This is a genomic window from Bacillus clarus, from assembly GCF_000746925.1.
GTDB classification, from domain to species: domain Bacteria; phylum Bacillota; class Bacilli; order Bacillales; family Bacillaceae_G; genus Bacillus_A; species Bacillus_A clarus.
This window is the reverse complement of record NZ_JMQC01000008.1, coordinates 1959922-1978043: the sequence shown is the minus strand read 5'-3', so window position 1 is coordinate 1978043 and position 18122 is coordinate 1959922. Positions and strand designations below refer to the sequence as shown.

Annotated in this window: 19 protein-coding genes and 1 pseudogene; 16 read left to right on the top strand and 4 right to left on the bottom strand. The window is 37.7% G+C overall.

Features of this window, described 5'->3' with window-relative positions:
- Positions 1–75 precede the first annotated feature (75 nt).
- The 4 genes from DJ93_RS11200 to DJ93_RS11185 all read left to right on the top strand — a co-directional run bounded on the left by DJ93_RS11200 (position 76) and on the right by DJ93_RS11185 (position 5048).
- Complete coding sequence (locus DJ93_RS11200) at positions 76–1512, top strand: S41 family peptidase (protein ID WP_080743443.1); 1437 nt, start codon at positions 76–78, stop codon at positions 1510–1512.
- Between the two features lie 113 nt (positions 1513–1625).
- The gene (locus DJ93_RS11195) at positions 1626–2810 is read left to right on the top strand and encodes a PDZ domain-containing protein (protein ID WP_042980878.1); all 1185 of its coding nucleotides are present in this window, start codon (positions 1626–1628) and stop codon (positions 2808–2810) included.
- Positions 2811–2954: 144 nt separating this feature from the next.
- Positions 2955–4670, top strand: coding sequence for an ABC transporter ATP-binding protein (locus DJ93_RS11190; protein WP_042980877.1), 1716 nt, complete (start codon positions 2955–2957; stop codon positions 4668–4670).
- Positions 4671–4736: 66 nt separating this feature from the next.
- Complete coding sequence (locus DJ93_RS11185; protein ID WP_042980874.1) at positions 4737–5048, top strand: YbjQ family protein; 312 nt, start codon at positions 4737–4739, stop codon at positions 5046–5048.
- Between the two features lie 201 nt (positions 5049–5249).
- Here DJ93_RS11185 and DJ93_RS11180 read toward each other — a convergent pair whose 3' ends face one another.
- Genes DJ93_RS11180 through DJ93_RS11170 form a run of 3 tightly spaced genes read right to left on the bottom strand, consistent with a single transcriptional unit; the run spans position 5250 to position 7113 of the window.
- Positions 5250–5795 carry a flavodoxin family protein gene (locus DJ93_RS11180; protein WP_042980872.1) on the bottom strand — a complete coding sequence of 182 codons (546 nt, stop codon included), beginning with the start codon at positions 5793–5795 and terminating at the stop codon, positions 5250–5252.
- A gap of 4 nt (positions 5796–5799) precedes the next feature.
- Positions 5800–6168, bottom strand: coding sequence for a MerR family transcriptional regulator (locus DJ93_RS11175; protein WP_042980871.1), 369 nt, complete (start codon positions 6166–6168; stop codon positions 5800–5802).
- Positions 6169–6219: 51 nt separating this feature from the next.
- Positions 6220–7113: a LysR family transcriptional regulator gene (locus DJ93_RS11170; protein ID WP_042980870.1), complete on the bottom strand. Its 894-nt coding sequence runs from the start codon at positions 7111–7113 to the stop codon at positions 6220–6222.
- A 152-nt stretch (positions 7114–7265) separates the two neighbouring features.
- On the opposite strand from DJ93_RS11170, the gene DJ93_RS11165 reads away from it, so the two are divergent.
- Positions 7266–8288: a YeiH family protein gene (locus tag DJ93_RS11165; protein ID WP_042980869.1), complete on the top strand. Its 1023-nt coding sequence runs from the start codon at positions 7266–7268 to the stop codon at positions 8286–8288.
- An 86-nt stretch (positions 8289–8374) separates the two neighbouring features.
- On the opposite strand, the gene DJ93_RS11160 is transcribed toward DJ93_RS11165, so the two are convergent.
- Positions 8375–8599: a hypothetical protein gene (locus DJ93_RS11160; protein WP_241484279.1), complete on the bottom strand. Its 225-nt coding sequence runs from the start codon at positions 8597–8599 to the stop codon at positions 8375–8377.
- Positions 8600–8743: 144 nt separating this feature from the next.
- Here DJ93_RS11160 and DJ93_RS11155 point away from each other — a divergent pair, with 144 nt between their 5' ends.
- The 11 genes and pseudogenes from DJ93_RS11155 (at position 8744) to DJ93_RS11105 (ending at position 18007) form a co-directional block, all read left to right on the top strand.
- Complete coding sequence (locus tag DJ93_RS11155) at positions 8744–8941, top strand: helix-turn-helix transcriptional regulator (RefSeq protein WP_042980867.1); 198 nt, start codon at positions 8744–8746, stop codon at positions 8939–8941.
- A gap of 12 nt (positions 8942–8953) precedes the next feature.
- On the top strand, positions 8954–9343 hold the full coding sequence (locus DJ93_RS11150; RefSeq protein WP_042980866.1) for a hypothetical protein: 390 nt from the start codon (positions 8954–8956) through the stop codon (positions 9341–9343).
- An 18-nt stretch (positions 9344–9361) separates the two neighbouring features.
- Positions 9362–9583, top strand: a complete 222-nt coding sequence (locus DJ93_RS11145; protein WP_042980863.1) for a hypothetical protein — start codon at positions 9362–9364, stop codon at positions 9581–9583.
- Between the two features lie 154 nt (positions 9584–9737).
- Positions 9738–9965, top strand: a complete 228-nt coding sequence (locus DJ93_RS11140; protein ID WP_042980861.1) for a hypothetical protein — start codon at positions 9738–9740, stop codon at positions 9963–9965.
- A 99-nt stretch (positions 9966–10064) separates the two neighbouring features.
- The gene (locus tag DJ93_RS11135) at positions 10065–10826 is read left to right on the top strand and encodes a MerR family transcriptional regulator (RefSeq protein WP_042980860.1); all 762 of its coding nucleotides are present in this window, start codon (positions 10065–10067) and stop codon (positions 10824–10826) included.
- Entirely contained in the window at positions 10823–11443 is a 621-nt protein-coding gene (locus DJ93_RS11130; protein ID WP_042980859.1) for a hypothetical protein, read from the top strand. Before DJ93_RS11135 ends, DJ93_RS11130 begins: the two co-directional genes overlap by 4 nt.
- A gap of 89 nt (positions 11444–11532) precedes the next feature.
- Positions 11533–11963: pseudogene (locus tag DJ93_RS11125) on the top strand (DUF4362 domain-containing protein).
- A gap of 151 nt (positions 11964–12114) precedes the next feature.
- Positions 12115–14091: an excinuclease ABC subunit B gene (uvrB, locus tag DJ93_RS11120; protein WP_042980856.1), complete on the top strand. Its 1977-nt coding sequence runs from the start codon at positions 12115–12117 to the stop codon at positions 14089–14091.
- Positions 14092–14096: 5 nt separating this feature from the next.
- Positions 14097–16967, top strand: a complete 2871-nt coding sequence (uvrA, locus tag DJ93_RS11115; protein ID WP_042980855.1) for an excinuclease ABC subunit UvrA — start codon at positions 14097–14099, stop codon at positions 16965–16967.
- An 88-nt stretch (positions 16968–17055) separates the two neighbouring features.
- On the top strand, positions 17056–17508 hold the full coding sequence (locus DJ93_RS11110; protein WP_042980853.1) for a DUF4275 family protein: 453 nt from the start codon (positions 17056–17058) through the stop codon (positions 17506–17508).
- A gap of 124 nt (positions 17509–17632) precedes the next feature.
- Positions 17633–18007 (top strand): phage holin family protein, encoded by a 375-nt coding sequence (locus DJ93_RS11105; protein ID WP_042980852.1) that lies wholly within the window; start codon positions 17633–17635, stop codon positions 18005–18007.
- Positions 18008–18122: the final 115 nt, after the last annotated feature.

The following is an 18122-nucleotide window of genomic DNA, read 5'->3' as shown; positions in this document are numbered from 1 at the left end:
ATAGGTAAAGGCATCACACAATGTGTGATGCCTTTTGCTACACTACCTGTGTGCTTTAGAAAGGGGAATTCCGCATTGAAACGTAGAGTTGCAATTATTGGAATGGTTGTTGCATTTTTAATTGGTGCTGGCGGGATGTTTGCAGGTATGTATATGTTTGGAATCAATCCATCATATGTAGCGCAAACAATATCAAGCGATAATGCTAGCACAACGCAAGGAAATTTGGCAAAAATTAATGAGGCGTATGCACTAATTGATTCACGTTATGTGGAAGACGTGAAAGATGACAAGTTAGTCGAAGGTGCGATACAAGGAATGTTGTCTACGCTGAAGGACCCTTACTCCACGTATATGGATAAAGAAACGGCAAAGCAGTTTAGCGAGTCGCTTGATCCAGAACTTGAAGGGATCGGAGCTGAGGTGAACAAAACGGATGGTAAGCTTATTATCGTATCGCCAATTAAAGGCTCACCAGCAGAAAAAGCGGGTATTAAACCGAATGACCAAATTTTATCTGTAGATGGAAATAGTGTCAAAGATTTATCACGTGAAGAAGCAGTATTAAAAATTCGTGGTAAAAAAGGAACGACTGTCGCAATTGAAATTAAGCGTGCAGGAGTAACGGATCCGATAGAATTTAAAATTAAGCGTGAAAAAATTCCGATTTTCACTGTATTTAGTTCTGTGAAGAAAGAGAATGGAAAAGACATTGGTTACATTCAAATTACATCGTTCTCTGAAAATACGGCGAAAGAATTTAAGGATCAGCTAAAAGAGTTAGAGAAGAAAGACATCAAAGGCTTAATCATCGATGTACGTGGTAATCCTGGTGGCTATTTAAATAGTGTAGAAGATATACTAGGAGAAATTATGACGAATAAAAAGCCGATGCTGCAAGTTGAACAGCGAAATGGTGAGAAGAAGAAATTCTCTACGGAGCTAAAAGAGAGAAAGTCATATCCGATCTCAGTATTGATTGATAACGGAAGTGCTTCTGCTTCAGAAATTTTAGCGGGTGCGCTAAAAGAGGGAGAAGGCTATGATTTAATTGGTGAGAAAACGTTTGGTAAAGGTACTGTACAGCAAGCCGTTCCATTTAAAGATGGTAGCAACATTAAATTAACGATGTTTAAATGGTTAACACCGGATGGTAATTGGATTCATAAAAAAGGAATTGCGCCAACGGTAGAAGTGAAGCAACCAGACTACTATCATGCGACGCCAATTCAAATTGAAAAAACACTTTCATACAATTCAAATGATGTACAAGTAAAACATGCACAAGAAATGTTAAAAAGCTTAGGGTATGTAACAGGTCGTGAGGATGGATACTTCAGTAAAGAGACAGAATCAGCGGTAAAAGCGTTCCAAAATGCAAATGAGATGGAAGCGACAGGACAGCTTGACAAGAAGACAGCTGAAGCGATTCAAAATAAAATCATTGAAAAAATCCGTTCTGGAGAAAATGATTTACAATTACAAGCGGCATTAAAATTAATGGCGAAATAAGAAAAAATACAGGCATTTTGTTGCCTGTATTTTTTTGTATGTGTTAAACAAACGTTTGTTTAGTTGTGATAAGATAAAAAGAAAGAATGATATAAATGGTGGTGAGTGAGTTCGTGGAGGCATGGCTTTTTGAAATAATGCGGGCGATTGGACGTTTTTTCTTACACCCTGCTGTCTATGTGTTTTTTATAAGTAGTATCTTCGTTGGATACTTACGTATATTACGAGAACGAAAAAATTTTTCTTTTAAAGTATACGATATTTGGTTTGAACTGCGAACGTCGTTATTTGCAGGTATTGGATACGGATTGCTAGTATCTGTTATTACGATTGGACTTGGGCTCGTTGTTTCAAAGGCGAGCATATGGCTGATTTTAATTTGGACGCTATTATTTGCTTTAACTGCTATGTATCGATATTTATCGGTAGCTTATACGTTTGGGGTAGCGATTGTAGCATTGTTATTATCTTCTAAGATGCCAGTTTCTCTCCTAAAGCTCGGAGAAGGAGAAGATGGTACGATTGTATCACTTGCTATTCTACTTGGCGTCATGCTAGTGGTAGAGGGGTTATTAATTTCTAAAAACGCGGTACGGTATTCAACGCCGAAGATTAGGAAAGGTAAACGCGGTTTGAAAATTGGTTTACATGAATCAAACCGTTTATGGCTCGTTCCAATTTTTATTCTTGTACCGGGGGATACAGTGACACAATTTATTTCATGGTGGCCTGTCGTTTCAATAGGTTCAGGCACATACTCATTATTCCTCGTTCCATTTTTAATTGGGTTTATGAGAAAAATTAGAAGTTATGAGCCGAAGGAAGCTTTATTATTTACAGGAAGACGTGTTTTTGGATTAGCGGCGCTCGTTCTTATTTTAGGAATCGCAAGTTACTGGTGGCACGTATTAGCGATTATCACGATGGGAGTGGCGATGCTTGGACGTTTCACAATTTCAATGCAAGAGCGAATTGCTGATGAGACAAGGCCGGCATATTTTGCAGCGCGTAATGATGGACTCGTTGTATTAGATACAATCCCAAATACAATCGGTGCTGAAATGAATTTGAAGCCTGGAGAAGTCATTACGAAAGTGAACGGAGTCATTCCAAGAAGTACTGAAGAATTTTATGATGCGCTTCAAATGAAGACGACAGGAGCGTTTTGTAAATTAGAAGTGCTTGATACAAATGGTGAGCTTCGTCTTGCTCAAACTGCATTGTATGCAGGGGGACATCATGAATTAGGTGTTGTATTTGTTCAACAGGATCATGAGTGGGATTCAGAAGCGATGTAATAGGAAAACCTTCATCAAATATAGATGAAGGTTTTTTTAGATTCATAGACGGATAACTTGAATAATCCCTTGATAATGGTTATCATTTAGAGGGGCTTTGTTATATTACAGAGTCTTTTTATTTTGAAAAAAGGGAGGAAGTATATGCTACGTCGATTTTTTTCTTACTATAAACCGTATAAAGGTTTATTCGTGCTCGATTTTTCCTGCGCAGTTATTGCGGGTTTACTAGAACTTGGTTTCCCACTTATCGTAAATCAATTTATTGATAAATTGTTGCCAGGACAAAATTGGACACTTATTTTATGGGCATGTGTAGGCTTATTAGCAGTCTATATGTTAAATGCTGGTTTGCAATATGTCGTTACATATTGGGGACATATGCTTGGTGTTAATATTGAGACAGATATGAGACAGAAGTTATTTGATCATATTCAGAAGCTATCATTCAGATTTTTTGATAATAATAAAACAGGTCATTTAATTTCACGTCTTACAAACGATTTAATGGAAATTGGTGAAATTGCTCATCATGGACCAGAGGATTTATTTATTGCGATTATGACGTTAATTGGAGCATTTTCATTTATGATGCTCATTAACTGGAAGTTAGCACTTCTTACGTTTTTTGTTATCCCATTTTTATTGTGGTTAGCACTTTATTTCAATCGAAAAATGACAGGTACGTTTAGACGTCTATTCTCAGACGTTGCTGACTTTAATGCGTGCATTGAAAACAATGTCGGTGGAATTCGTGTCGTACAAGCATTTGGAAATGAGAAGTTTGAGAAAGAGCAGTTTGCTGTAAACAATGCTCGTTTCCGTACAACAAAGTTAATGGCTTATAAAATTATGGCATTAAACTCATCCATTAGTTATATGCTGATGCGCCTCGTAACATTGTTTGTATTAATATGCGGAACTTGGTTTGTATTGCAAGGAGAATTAACGTATGGCGGATTTATCGGGTTTGTACTATTAACGAATATTTTCTTCCGTCCGATTGAAAAAATTAATGCGGTTATTGAAAGTTATCCGAAAGGAATCGCTGGTTTTAAAAGGTATGTAGAGCTTCTTGAAACAGAGCCTGATATTGTAGATTCTAAAAATGCAATAGAAGTAAAACAAGTACACGGTGATATTCAATATAGTAATATTACTTTCGGCTATGATAAGCAAGAGCCGATTTTGAAAAACATTAATTTGAAAATACATGCAGGTGAAACGGTTGCGTTCGTTGGACCATCAGGTGCAGGGAAAACAACGTTATGTAGTTTGCTGCCACGTTTTTATGAACAGTTATTTGGCTCAATTCAAATTGATGGCATTGATACGAAAGATATGACATTATCATCACTTCGTAAGCAAATTGGAATTGTGCAGCAAGATGTATTCTTATTCTCTGGAACGATTCGCGAAAATATCGCTTACGGAAATTTAAAGGCTTCAGAAGCTGAAATTTGGCAAGCTGTAAAACGCGCTCAATTAGAAGATTTAATTTACTCACAACCAGAGGGTTTAGATACAGTTATCGGTGAACGTGGTGTGAAACTTTCAGGAGGACAAAAGCAACGTCTAGCGATTGCTCGTATGTTCTTGAAAAACCCACCAATTTTAATTTTAGACGAGGCAACTTCTGCGCTTGATACAGAAACGGAACTTGCAATCCAGAAATCGCTCGCTGAACTATCAGTTGGTCGCACAACATTAGTTATTGCACATAGACTTGCAACAATTAAAAATGCGGACCGCATCGTCGTTGTAAATAAAGATGGTATCGCAGAACAAGGTTCGCATGAAGAATTAATTGAACAGGACGGAGGTTACAGCAGATTATACGAAGCGCAGTTTAGTTCATAAATATAATTTTTGCTGATTTCGTGCACCATATAAGTAAGCAAAAATATATATTAGGAGGCTGTGCATATGATCGTAACAACAACTTCTACAATTCAAGGAAAAGAGATCATTGAATATATTGATATCGTCAATGGAGAAGCAATTATGGGTGCGAATATCGTTCGGGATCTTTTTGCCTCTGTTCGTGACGTTGTCGGTGGCCGCTCAGGTGCTTACGAAAGTAAATTAAAAGAAGCCCGTGATATTGCAATGGAAGAGATGAAAACTCTCGCAAGACAAAAAAATGCGAATGCAATTGTCGGCATCGACGTGGACTATGAAGTTATTCGCGAAGGTATGCTAATGGTTGCGGTAAGTGGGACTGCTGTCCGTATATAAAGTGAAAGCCGTGCTGGTGCACGGCTTTTTTGTTTGGGTTCGGTGTGTTGTTATTGCTCTTGTTATTGTTATTGTTATTGTTATTGTTGCTGTCGTTGTATCGAATGTTGTCGGTAGGTCGATATTCCCTGTCGAACCCTCGATATTTCTTGGGAAATGCGGAAGGCCTCGTCGATATATTTCAAAAGTCGCCGATATAGCTCATGTACGGCTATTGTTTTTGAACTCGTTATTGTACAGTTGCGCTTTTGCCAGTGCTTCTGCATCATGTTTCATTTCGTCTAACCCGTTCGCATCCCCGATAATATAGCCTTCAAATGAAGAACCGACAAAATCAAAAATGTATTGGAATTGTGCGATAAGAGGTAATGCTTTTAGCTTCGGATTATCTCCGCCAACGATGACGACGTACATCTTTTTGCCTTTCATTTTTTCTTTGAAATGAAGGGATTTATCGCGCAAACTTTGTGACCAGCGATCAACAAAGTTTTTCATATGACCACTCATGCCGTACCAATATAGAGGTGTCGCAAAAATGATTGTATCGTGTTCTAGCATTTGCCCTATTAAGTTTTGGTAATCGTCTTTTACAGGTTGGAATCCTTCTGCATCATGACGTTGGTCTGTAATAGGATAGACTGTATGATCACGCAAGTAAACTTGTTCTGTTTCCACACCATCAATCATCATATGTGTTAGAGCTTCAGTATTTCCGTTTTGTCTTGAACTGCCGTGTATAACGAACATAGAATCATTCCTTTTCTTTTGCTTGTTTTAGGAGTGAAACGTGTTTTTGTAAATTCGTTTGAATGTTAGAGAGTAATGCAATTTGCATTGTTACTTCACATAGTTTGTCTTCGTACAGTGCAAGAATACTGCTGCACGGATTTTCATATAAATGCGGCTCGATTTCCAAGCAACGAATCATTCTTGCAGTTTCCTCTAAATTTAGGCCGAGCTGTAAATACATCTGAATAAGTTCTACTTTTTCGATGGCACTTTCATCAAAATCACGGTAGCCATTTGCGAGGCGTTTTGAAGGGAGTAATCCCTTTTCTTCATAATGTCTTAGTGAACGTTCACTAATCCTAGTTGCTTTTGATAACTCCCCAATTCGCACTGTATTTCACTCCTTTTACATGTATTTTAAACCTTCACACTAATGTGAAGGTCAACTCTGTTTTTTAGCAAAAGACTCTACATGATCTAAAAAGACTTGAATCGCTTTAGAAGGGATGAAATATTTGCCGCGCACGATAGAGAACGGACGGAGTAGCTTTTCGTTCGACACTTCGACGTGGAATATCTCTTTTGCTAATAGTTCCTTTCTGACAGTCCAGTCTGAAAGTATAGCGATACCAAGCCCGGCAGCGACGGCTTCCTTCACACTTTGAATACTACTAAACGTAAAGAATCGCTTCATTTTTAAGTGATGTTGGTGTATAAAGCGGTCGCTATAGGCACGTGTTCCCGATCCGCTTTCTCTTAAAATCCATACTTGATCTTGCAGAGTAGTTTCATTTATTTCCTGCATATGGAGCAATGGATGATTTGGCGGGACGACGAGTTTCATTTCATCTTGCATAAAAGTTTCCACGTCCATGTCGGCATATACAACTTGCCCTTCTACTAAGCCAATGTCGATTTGATTGGAGCGAATGCTTTGCAAAACCTCTTCTGTATTGGAGATGAATGTATGCACTTCGACGTGCGGATTTTCATTAGCATAGCGCGCGAGTATTTTGGGAAGCAAGTATTCACCGATTGTAAAGCTAGCACCGATACGCAGCGTTCCCGTTACGACGTTATGCAATTCGTTAATTTCTTGTTTCGCTTCCTCGTAAAGTGAGAGCATTTGCTTTGCATGTATGTATAAAATATTCCCGGCTTCCGTAACTTGAACGTGCTTTGGGGAGCGCTGAATAAGGGTAGTTCCAAACTCATTTTCTAAGTTGCGAATGTGCATACTAACGCCAGGTTGTGAAAGATTTAATAGCTCCGCAGCGCGAGAGAAGTGCTTTTGTTCCACAACGGTAACAAAAATCTTTAAAATGTCGACGTTCATCGGGTGAGCTCCTTTATTTTTGCTTTTATTTTATCATAAGTTTTTTTGATGATTGAGATTTAATATTGATATTAAACTTATCATTAAAACTCTCTTATAATGTAACTATAAAGAACATGCATGTTCCAATACGATTATTGGAGTGGTACAAAGTGGAACAAACACTTGTTATACAAAAGAAGAAGCGTCTTGGATTTTCGCAAGGGATTGGGATTACATTATTAATCGCCATTGCCGCGAAATATTTAGCGGAGCTTCCGTTTTTAAATATTATGGGACAATTAGTGATTGCTATTCTGATCGGGATGATTTGGCGAGCAACGATTGGAGTCCCTCATGAAGCGATAGCGGGAACAAACTTTGCGAGTAAGAAGCTGCTTCGCTTCGGAATTATTTTGCTCGGAATGCGTTTAAATCTCGTAGATATTGCGAAGGCGGGGCCGAAAGTATTGGTCATCGCTGCGGTTGTCATTGGATTTACAATTTTCGTTGTATATGGACTAACAAAAGTTTTTAAAGTAGAGAAGAAACTAGGAATTTTAACAGCGTGCGGTACGGCGATTTGCGGCGCTGCCGCGGTCGTAGCAATTGCACCGCAAGTGAAAGCCAAGGATGACGAAACGGCAGTTGGTGCCGCAATTATTGCCATTTTAGGTACGATATTTACACTTATTTATACGTTGTTATACCCGGTACTTGGCCTATCTCCGTACGGATACGGTGTATTTTCGGGAGCGACGCTGCATGAAATTGCCCATGTCATCGCTGCGGCAGCGCCAGGTGGTAGCACTGCTGTAGATATAGCTGTTATTGTGAAGTTAACGCGAGTAGCGATGCTTGTGCCAGTAGCGATTTTAATTGGATTATGGTTTGGAAGAAGCGAGGGACGCACGGAGAAAAGTTCATGGCGTGATCTTCCGATTCCATGGTTCATCTTCGGATTTTTAGCGATGAGTGCGGTACATTCGATTGGGACTATTCCAGAATTCGTTGCAGGGGATATTGTAGTCATTGCTTACATGCTTATCGCAATGGCGATGGCAGGGCTCGGTTTAAATGTAGAGTTTAAAACGTTTCGGAAACTAGGAAGCAAAGCATTCGTAGCAGGGCTGATTGGCTCGGTTTGTCTTTCTATTCTTGGATACGTTCTCGTATATGCATTAGGTTTTATGTAGTAACGAAAAAGGAGGCCTCCCTTTAGAGGCCTCCTTTTTTTGCGTATTGTAATAAAGCAAGCATAGTAGATAATTCTCTTTCTGCTTCAGTAAATCGCTTTTTTCTTCACGAGTCGGATTACTTTTTGAGTTCGTCTAAAGCGAAATGGGCGCACGACTTGTATAATGAGAGGCAAAGTTTCTTTTTCTAGTTTAGAGAGGGGGCGCTCTTTCATATAAGCGGATAAAAATTCGTAAAAGTACTCATCTTTATCATCACCCATAAGTTCATATGCTAAAAAAATGCGTTGAATTGTATTATTTTCAAACATAATCGTTTCCTCCGATAAAAGGTGCTTGAATATATATTTCCATGCTACGAAAATTTCACCTTTTTTTGTAAAGATATCTTTACTTGTTTTTGGGAAATATTTATAATGAAAGTAAAGATATCTTTACTTTCGAAGGTGGATCCTATGGGTGTAAAAAATAAAATTAAAGAATTAAGGAAGCAAAATCACATTACACAAGTTGAAATGGCAAAAGCGATGCGAGTGACAAGGCAGACGATTGTAGCGATTGAAAATCATCATTACAATCCAAGTTTGGAACTATCGTTAAAGATTGCGAAGTATTTTGGGATGAAGGTGGAGGAAATATTTACGCTGGAGTAAGGGGGATAGAAAGTGAACGATACTAAAAAGTTGTATATCGGTGCGATTTTTGGATTGTTTGGAGGAGACATTTTAGTTCATATTATGGATCCGTCTATACCAATTTTACCACTCGTAGTTAGTAACTTTTTAGCAATTGCATTTTTAACGTTGTATGTGTATTACAAGAAGCGTAAGTACAAAAAAGAAGAACTTCCAGATACAGATGAACGAGTAAATGAAAATATAAAAAAGTATGTAAATGTTTCGTTTATATTCGCATTCCTTCTCCTCATTGTTTACATTGGTGCGATCAAAGTCGTAGGAAGAGCTGTTATACCTGTGTCAGAAATATTCATTGTATGTAGTTTCGTATTTGCTGGTAGTCTCATCATAGGAGTGATGGCTGGAAAGCGAGCATAGCGATAGGGAGGAATGGAAATGCAAGATGAGTATGAGAGATATCAATCAGATAAAGCGTTTAAATATTTAGGGGTATTTTTCGCAATTAGTTTAGCTGTATGGAGTTTGTACAATTTAATCGTTTATGGAAGTGCTGGAACACCGTTTATTCTATTTGTTGCGGGGCAGTTTCTATATTACGGTGTGAACTATTGGCCAAAATGGAAGTTCAGAAATAAGAAAGAAATTGATAATGTATGAATAAGCAAGAGGTTATGAAGTTTATAGGGAGTCTATCGTTAACAGGAGTTGTTATATATAGTCGTTTAGGGCTGTTAATTAGTATGGCATCGGCGAGTGTATTAGCGACAAAGGGTAGTAAATTTTAAAATAGATATATATAAGGGGAAGAGGAATGGGATTACCAATATTATGTGTTGCTACGGTTATATTTGCGTTTGTATGGGGAATGCAAAATTTCTCTCATAATCCAGTGCCAAGTGTATGTATTATTGTTGGTGCTGTAGGGTTATCATATTATTTATTAATTTCAGCGCACTATCATAAAACGGCAACGAGTGTTGTTGTTGGGGTAATTGTTTTGTCTTGCGGGCGTATGATACAAAAGGTGTTATTTCCGTAAAAGCTGTTTACACAAAAGGTGTAAACAGCTTTTTGTATTTTTTTACAAAATACTTGAAAGTTACGTTACGTCATCTTTTATAATCAAGAAGAAGAGGTGATGGGAGTGATTTCAATTCAAGAACTTACGAAGGAAACAGGGGTTACGGTAAGGACATTACGTTATTATGATCAAATAGATTTATTAAAGCCAAGCGGGAAAACGGATGGGGGACATCGGTTATATAGCGAGAGAGATGTTATTCGTTTACAGCAGATTTTATTTTTGAAAGAAATGGGTTTTTCCTTAAAAGAGATTATGAATATGTTAATAATGGGTGAGTTAAATTTAAAGTCATCACTGGAAAAACAGCTTAAATTTGTACAGGAAGAACAGAAAAAATTCAATCGGATGGAACGGATTTTACAAGCTGTAGTGTATTCGGTAAATATGGAAGGTGAACTAGATTGGAAAGTTATGTTTGAATTGATTCAGCTTTCAAGACAATCTCCTCGCATCCGTGAAATATTTCAAAATGAAGTTTTTTCAAAGGAAGAACAAAAGTTGCTAAGTAACTTGCCTAATATGAGTGAAGAAGATCCAAATGTTTTAGAGTGGGTAGATTTATTAAAACAATTACGTAACTTTATGAAGGACGACAAGGAAGTAGCAAGTGATGAGGTGCAAGAGGCTACAAGTAGGTTAATGGAGAAATGTTTAGAGATGGCAAATGGTGATGAAGCATTTTTAGATAAATTGTGGGAAGTAAGAAAGTCAAAAGAAGCTTCACAGAAAATGAGTATGTATCCAATTGAAGAAGAGCTTTTCGTATATATGGATGAGGCTTTTCGTATATATGATGAAAGGGAGAAGGGTAAATGAGTATACTTGCAGAATATCGGTGGTATTTTTTAATCGGTGCAGAGATTGTATTTTGGTTATCCGCTATTGGTTTCTTTTTACTAAGGTACGGATTTCGCTTGAAAAAAGCGAGCTTTATTATGGGGATTGTGTTGCTGTTAAATGAAGTGTTTATTTTAACTTTAGGGGTAATTGATTATTATCAAACAGGAAAGTTTTCTAACTTTCAAATCATCACGGTAATTATTTTATTATATGCAGTTTTCTATGGAAAAAAGGATTTGAAGAAATTAGATATACGTGTACAAAAACTAGTTGCGAAATGGCGAAATGAACCGATGCCCATTATTGAAGAACAGATAGAATTGACAGGTATGGCGCATGCGAAGCAGGAAATAAAAAACTGGGCTTTGCATCTCGTTTTATTCGTTGTTGTTCATATTTTCTTTTTCTTCACGTACGGGCTTATTCCATTTGAACAGTGGGGAAATTGGTTAGAGTCAGGAATCGTTTTAAATAAAGCGGCAAGTCGCGTGAGCCAAGTTTGGGCGATTATATTTTTAGTTGATACGGCGATTTCATTTTCATATGTAATTTTTCCGAAGAAGGAGAAGGGGAAAGAGAGACTACTTTCATAAAGTGAGAGTAGTTTTTTCGTGATAGAAGGTTCGGTTAAAGTGAGTGCAGAATCTTTTATCGCGTATACAAATAGTTTGAATAGGAGAGGATGACAATAGGAAAGAGAACTAGTTTCATATGTCTTTTCTTCTTTAGTTTAGTAGCATGTTCACACTCTAGCAGTACAGTTGATGAGAAGAATGATGTCATTACAAAAGGACAAAAATTTCTAACCTATACAAATTTGAAAAGTTTGTTTTGAACGTTGAACAAGGAAAAGTTGATAAAATAAGGATTGTATATTATACACATGAAGGCGATCCGATTTTTCAAACGCTAGAACATAGTGGAAAAGAGATACGCCATATTTCAAATAATAGACGAGATGAATTTGCTGGTGATAATAAAGGTGTTCATTCTGATATTTGTAAAAAAATAGTCAAAGAAGTTCGTAAAGTGGATATAAGGTATAGGCTGATAGATTGTATGAATGAGGACGCACGAAATGGATATGATTTGTTAGATGTGTCATTAAAATAGGTTAAATAGAGGAAGGAAGTGTTTTACTCCTTCCTTTTTTATGTATATATTGTCGAAAATTTTACCGAATATCTGTTCGTTTTTTTAGGTTTTTTATGGGCATTCGTGGTAAAATAATAATACAGATTTTTATGAGGAGGTCGGATTTTACTTGGAACATCAATTTGAAATTATCTCAGCGTATTCCCCGCAAGGTGATCAGCCGGTAGCTATAGAGAAGCTTGTAGAAGGAATTAATAGTGGGAAGAAAAAGCAAGTGTTGCTTGGAGCGACAGGAACGGGTAAGACATTTACGATTTCAAATGTCATTAAAGAAGTGCAGAAGCCAACACTTGTGATGGCTCATAATAAAACGTTAGCAGGACAATTATATAGTGAGCTGAAAGATTTTTTTCCGAATAATGCAGTTGAATATTTTGTTAGTTATTACGATTATTATCAGCCAGAAGCGTATGTGCCGCAAACGGATACGTTTATTGAAAAAGATGCGCAGATTAATGATGAAATCGATAAATTACGCCACTCGGCAACGTCTTCTTTATTTGAACGAGATGATGTTATTATCGTTGCAAGTGTTTCTTGTATTTACGGTTTAGGTTCTCCGGAAGAATACCGCGAGTTAGTTGTTTCACTTCGAGTTGGTATGGAAAAGGACCGCAATCAATTGCTTCGTGAACTTGTTGATGTACAGTATGGGCGTAATGATATTGATTTCAAGCGTGGTACATTCCGTGTGCGCGGAGATGTAGTTGAGATCTTCCCGGCATCACTTGACGAGCATTGTATTCGAATTGAATTTTTCGGTGATGAAATCGATCGTATTCGTGAAGTAAATGCGTTAACAGGTGAAGTATTAGCAGAACGTGATCATGTAGCAATCTTCCCAGCATCTCACTTCGTTACACGTGAAGAAAAAATGAAGGTAGCTATTGAAAATATCGAAAAAGAATTAGAAGAGCGTTTAAAGGAATTAAATGATAATGGTAAGTTGTTAGAAGCGCAACGTATAGAGCAACGTACACGTTATGATTTAGAAATGATGCGCGAGATGGGCTTTTGTTCAGGTATTGAAAACTATTCCCGTCATTTAACACTTCGTCCAGCGGGTGCAACGCCGTATACGTTATTAGACTATTTTCCAGAGGATTTCTTAATTGTTATGGATGAGTCGCACGTATCAGTGCCGCAAGTAAGAGCGATGTATAACGGGGACCAAGCACGTAAGCAAGTGCTTGTGGATCATGGATTTCGTCTGCCATCAGCTTTAGATAATAGACCGCTCACGTTTGATGAGTTTGAAGAGAAAACGAATCAAGTTATTTACGTTTCGGCAACGCCAGGACCGTACGAGTTAGAGCAGTCACCGGAGGTAATAGAACAAATTATTCGTCCAACAGGGCTTTTAGATCCACCAATTGATATACGACCAATTGAAGGGCAAATTGACGATTTATTAGGAGAGATTCAAGATCGTATTGCAAAAAATGAACGTGTATTGATTACGACTTTAACGAAGAAAATGTCTGAGGATTTAACAGATTACTTAAAAGATGTAGGAATTAAAGTAAATTATCTTCATTCTGAAGTGAAAACGTTAGAACGTATTGAAATTATCCGTGACCTTCGCCTTGGTAAGTTTGATGTACTTGTCGGTATTAACTTATTACGAGAAGGATTAGATATTCCAGAAGTATCACTTGTAGCTATTTTAGATGCTGATAAGGAAGGATTCTTGCGTTCAGAGCGTTCATTAATTCAAACAATTGGTCGTGCAGCACGTAATGAAAACGGCCGCGTTATTATGTACGCAGATCGTATAACGAGATCGATGGGAATTGCAATTGAAGAAACGCAGCGTCGTCGTAGTATACAAGAAGCTTACAATGAAGAGCATGGTATTACGCCGAAAACAATTCAAAAAGGAGTACGTGACGTTATCCGTGCGACAACAGCGGCTGAAGAGCCAGAAGCATATGAAGCAGCACCTGCTAAGAAGATGACGAAACAAGAACGTGAGAAAACCATCGCGAAGATGGAAGCGGAGATGAAAGAAGCAGCGAAAGCGTTAGACTTCGAGCGTGCAGCTGAACTAAGAGATTTACTACTAGAATTAAAAGCGGAAGGGTGAAAGTAGTGAGCAAAGATTTTATTGTTGTAAAAGGTGCTAGAGCACATAACTTAAAAAATATTGATGTAACCATTCCGAGAAATCAGCTTGTTGTCGTGACGGGTTTGTCTGGTTCAGGAAAATCATCATTAGCATTTGATACAATTTATGCAGAAGGGCAGCGCAGGTACGTGGAATCTTTATCCGCGTATGCGCGCCAGTTTTTAGGACAAATGGATAAGCCGGATGTTGATACGATTGAAGGATTGTCTCCAGCGATCTCAATTGATCAAAAAACGACGAGCCGTAACCCTCGTTCAACAGTTGGAACAGTGACAGAGATTTATGATTATTTACGTTTATTATTTGCGCGAATTGGAACACCAATCTGTCCAAATCACGGGATTGAAATTACATCACAAACAGTAGAACAGATGGTAGACCGTGTATTAGAATATCCAGAGCGTACGAAATTACAAGTGTTAGCTCCTATCGTATCAGGGCGAAAAGGTGCACACGTAAAAGTATTAGAAGATATGAAGAAACAAGGTTATGTTCGCGTGCGTGTCGATGGAGAAATGCTGGATGTGTCAGAAGAGATTACGTTAGATAAAAATAAAAAGCATTCAATCGAAGTCGTAATAGACCGTATTGTAATTAAAGAAGGGATTGCAAGCCGTCTTGCGGATTCTCTTGAAAGTGCATTAAAGCTTGGCGGAGGTCGTGTATTAATCGATGTAATGGGGGAAGAAGAGCTTTTGTTTAGTGAGCATCATGCTTGTCCACATTGTGGTTTTTCAATCGGTGAATTAGAGCCGCGTATGTTCTCTTTCAACAGTCCATTTGGGGCATGTCCTTCTTGTGATGGACTTGGTTCGAAGTTAGAAGTAGATTTAGAGCTTGTCATTCTGAACTGGGATTTATCATTAAATGAACATGCGATTGCACCTTGGGAGCCGACAAGTTCACAATATTACCCGCAACTATTACAATCGGTGTGTAATCATTATGGCGTTGATATGGATATGCCAGTGAAGGATATACCGAAAGATTTGTTTGATAAAGTGCTATATGGAAGTGGAGAAGAGAAAGTTTACTTTCGTTATGTGAATGAATTCGGTCAAGTGAAAGAAAACGAGATTTTATTTGAGGGAGTTATTCCAAATATTGAGCGACGATATCGTGAAACGAGCTCTGATTATATTCGTGAGCAGATGGAGAAGTATATGGCGGAGCAAGCGTGTCCGAAATGTAAAGGCGGACGCTTGAAGCCAGAGAGTTTAGCTGTTTTTGTTGGTGATAAGACGATTGCAGATGTAACGAGGTACTCTGTTCAAGAGGTACATGACTTCTTTTCAAATATTGAATTGACTGAGAAACAACAAAAAATCGCTCATTTAATTTTACGGGAAATTCATGAGCGTGTAGGCTTCTTAATTAATGTAGGACTAGATTATTTAACGCTAAGCCGTGCAGCTGGTACATTATCAGGCGGTGAAGCGCAGCGTATTCGTTTAGCAACGCAAATCGGTTCTCGTCTTACTGGCGTACTATATATTCTTGATGAACCTTCTATCGGTTTACATCAACGTGATAACGATCGTCTTATTAGAACATTACAAGAGATGCGCGACTTAGGAAATACATTAATTGTCGTTGAACATGATGAAGATACGATGATGGCAGCAGACTATTTACTTGATATTGGGCCTGGCGCAGGTATTCATGGCGGAGAAGTGATATCCGCAGGTTCACCAGCTGAAGTGATGAATGATGATAAATCATTAACAGGGCAATATTTAAGCGGTAAGAAATTTATTCCGGTACCACTTGAGAGACGCAAAGGTGACGGACGTAAAGTGGAGATTATCGGTGCGAAGGAAAATAACTTAAAAAATGCAAAAATGTCATTTCCTCTCGGTACATTTGTTGCGATAACAGGTGTATCTGGTTCTGGAAAAAGCACGATGATTAATGAAGTACTATATAAATCATTGGCTCAAAAGCTGTATAAAGCGAAAAGTAAGCCAGGTGCTTATAAACAAATTAAAGGTCTTGAGCATTTAGATAAAGTTATTGATATTGATCAATCGCCAATCGGACGTACACCACGTTCAAATCCAGCGACATATACAGGTGTATTTGATGATATTCGTGATGTATTTGCTCAAACGAATGAAGCGAAAGTTCGTGGATATCAAAAAGGCCGCTTTAGCTTTAACGTAAAAGGTGGACGTTGTGAGGCGTGTCGTGGTGATGGAATTATTAAAATCGAAATGCATTTCTTGCCAGACGTATATGTTCCGTGTGAAGTATGTCATGGTAAACGTTATAATCGTGAGACGTTAGAAGTGAAATATAAAGATAAAAATATTTCTGAAGTATTGGCAATGACGATTGAAGATGGGGTAGAGTTCTTTGCTAATATCCCGAAAATTAAACGTAAATTACAAACGCTTGTAGATGTAGGACTTGGCTATATGAAATTAGGACAGCCAGCTACGACATTATCAGGTGGTGAAGCACAGCGTGTGAAATTAGCATCCGAATTACATCGTCGTTCTACAGGGCGTACGCTATACATTTTAGATGAACCGACAACAGGTTTACATGCTCATGATATTGCTCGTCTTTTAGAAGTGTTGCAAAGACTTGTTGAAAGCGGAGAAACGGTACTTGTTATTGAGCACAATTTAGATGTGATTAAAACGGCTGATTATATCGTTGACCTAGGGCCTGAAGGTGGCGACAAAGGTGGACAAATCGTCGCTTCAGGAACGCCAGAGCAAGTAGTGAAAGAAGAGCGCTCGTATACAGGTAAGTATTTAAAAGAGATTTTAAATCGTGATAAAGCAAGAATGAAAGAGAAAATAAAAGAAATAGAAGTTACACAATAGAACTACTAGTAGAGAGTCAGGCTATATGGTAAAACGAGTGTAAGAAATCATCATTTTTCTTGCACTCGTCTTTTATAGGGGAAGCTAAATGACGTTAATAGAGGTGCTTAAAAAGAAAAAGATAAAAATGAAAGAGACTCCGAAATGGGGAGCACATTTGAGAAAGCAGTGGGAATTTCATTTTGCGAATCATTTAAGCCGTAAGGAAAAAGAAGAAATTTATCTACATGGGAGCAGGTATGCATCTGGATACTTATGGCATGTGTTTAGCTATGAAAAGAAGAAGTGTTTGCAAGATGAAAGAGCAGAGCGAGCATTTCATAATGAAGTGAAAAAGAATTGCTACATATTCTATCAGCATTGTGATGACGTTCTTATCCTTGAAAATGCATCTTCACTTCATGTGAGTGATTTGTTGTGTGAAACAGATGGTATGCTTAAAGGGGATATATACGTTGTAGATAAAGAATTCGCTTGGACGTATGTGAAAACGCATGAAAATGGATGGTGTGGACCTTATTTCAGCAGGAAGAATTGGTGAGCGTGTAAGTAGGTATACAAGTACGAAGAATGGAATAAGCTGTTATAAGAATTTGTATAGTACTTGGCGTTTATTATTCATTAGCGTATGATTAAGTATATATGTTAAAAGGATGTGTAAGGAAATGAGATGGATTGTATCTCTTCTTGTGAATAGCGTTGTACTAATTGCTGTATCCGGTCTATTAAAGGGGATTGCACCAGACGCATTTTACATAGCGAATATACAAACAGCAATTATTGCGAGTATTATATTGGCAATTTTAAACGTGTTTGTAAAACCACTTTTAATTTTAATTACGTTACCAATTACAGTTGTAACGTTCGGTTTCTTCTTAATCGTTATTAATGCAATTACGTTAAAAATGACGGATGCATTATTAGGTGATGCTTTTAATATATCTGGATTCGGTGTTGCAATTGTTGCGGCAATTTGTATTTCAATTTTTAACATGTTAATTGAGAAGGTAATTGTAGAACCATTAACTGAGAAGAAATAAAAAGTGACAAAAGGGAAAACATTTCATGATTCGCATGAAATGTTTTTTTCTGTTTATTAGAAACCGTATTTCTTGTTTTCAGAAAAAAATGGTACAATATCGGTTAGAATGGAAT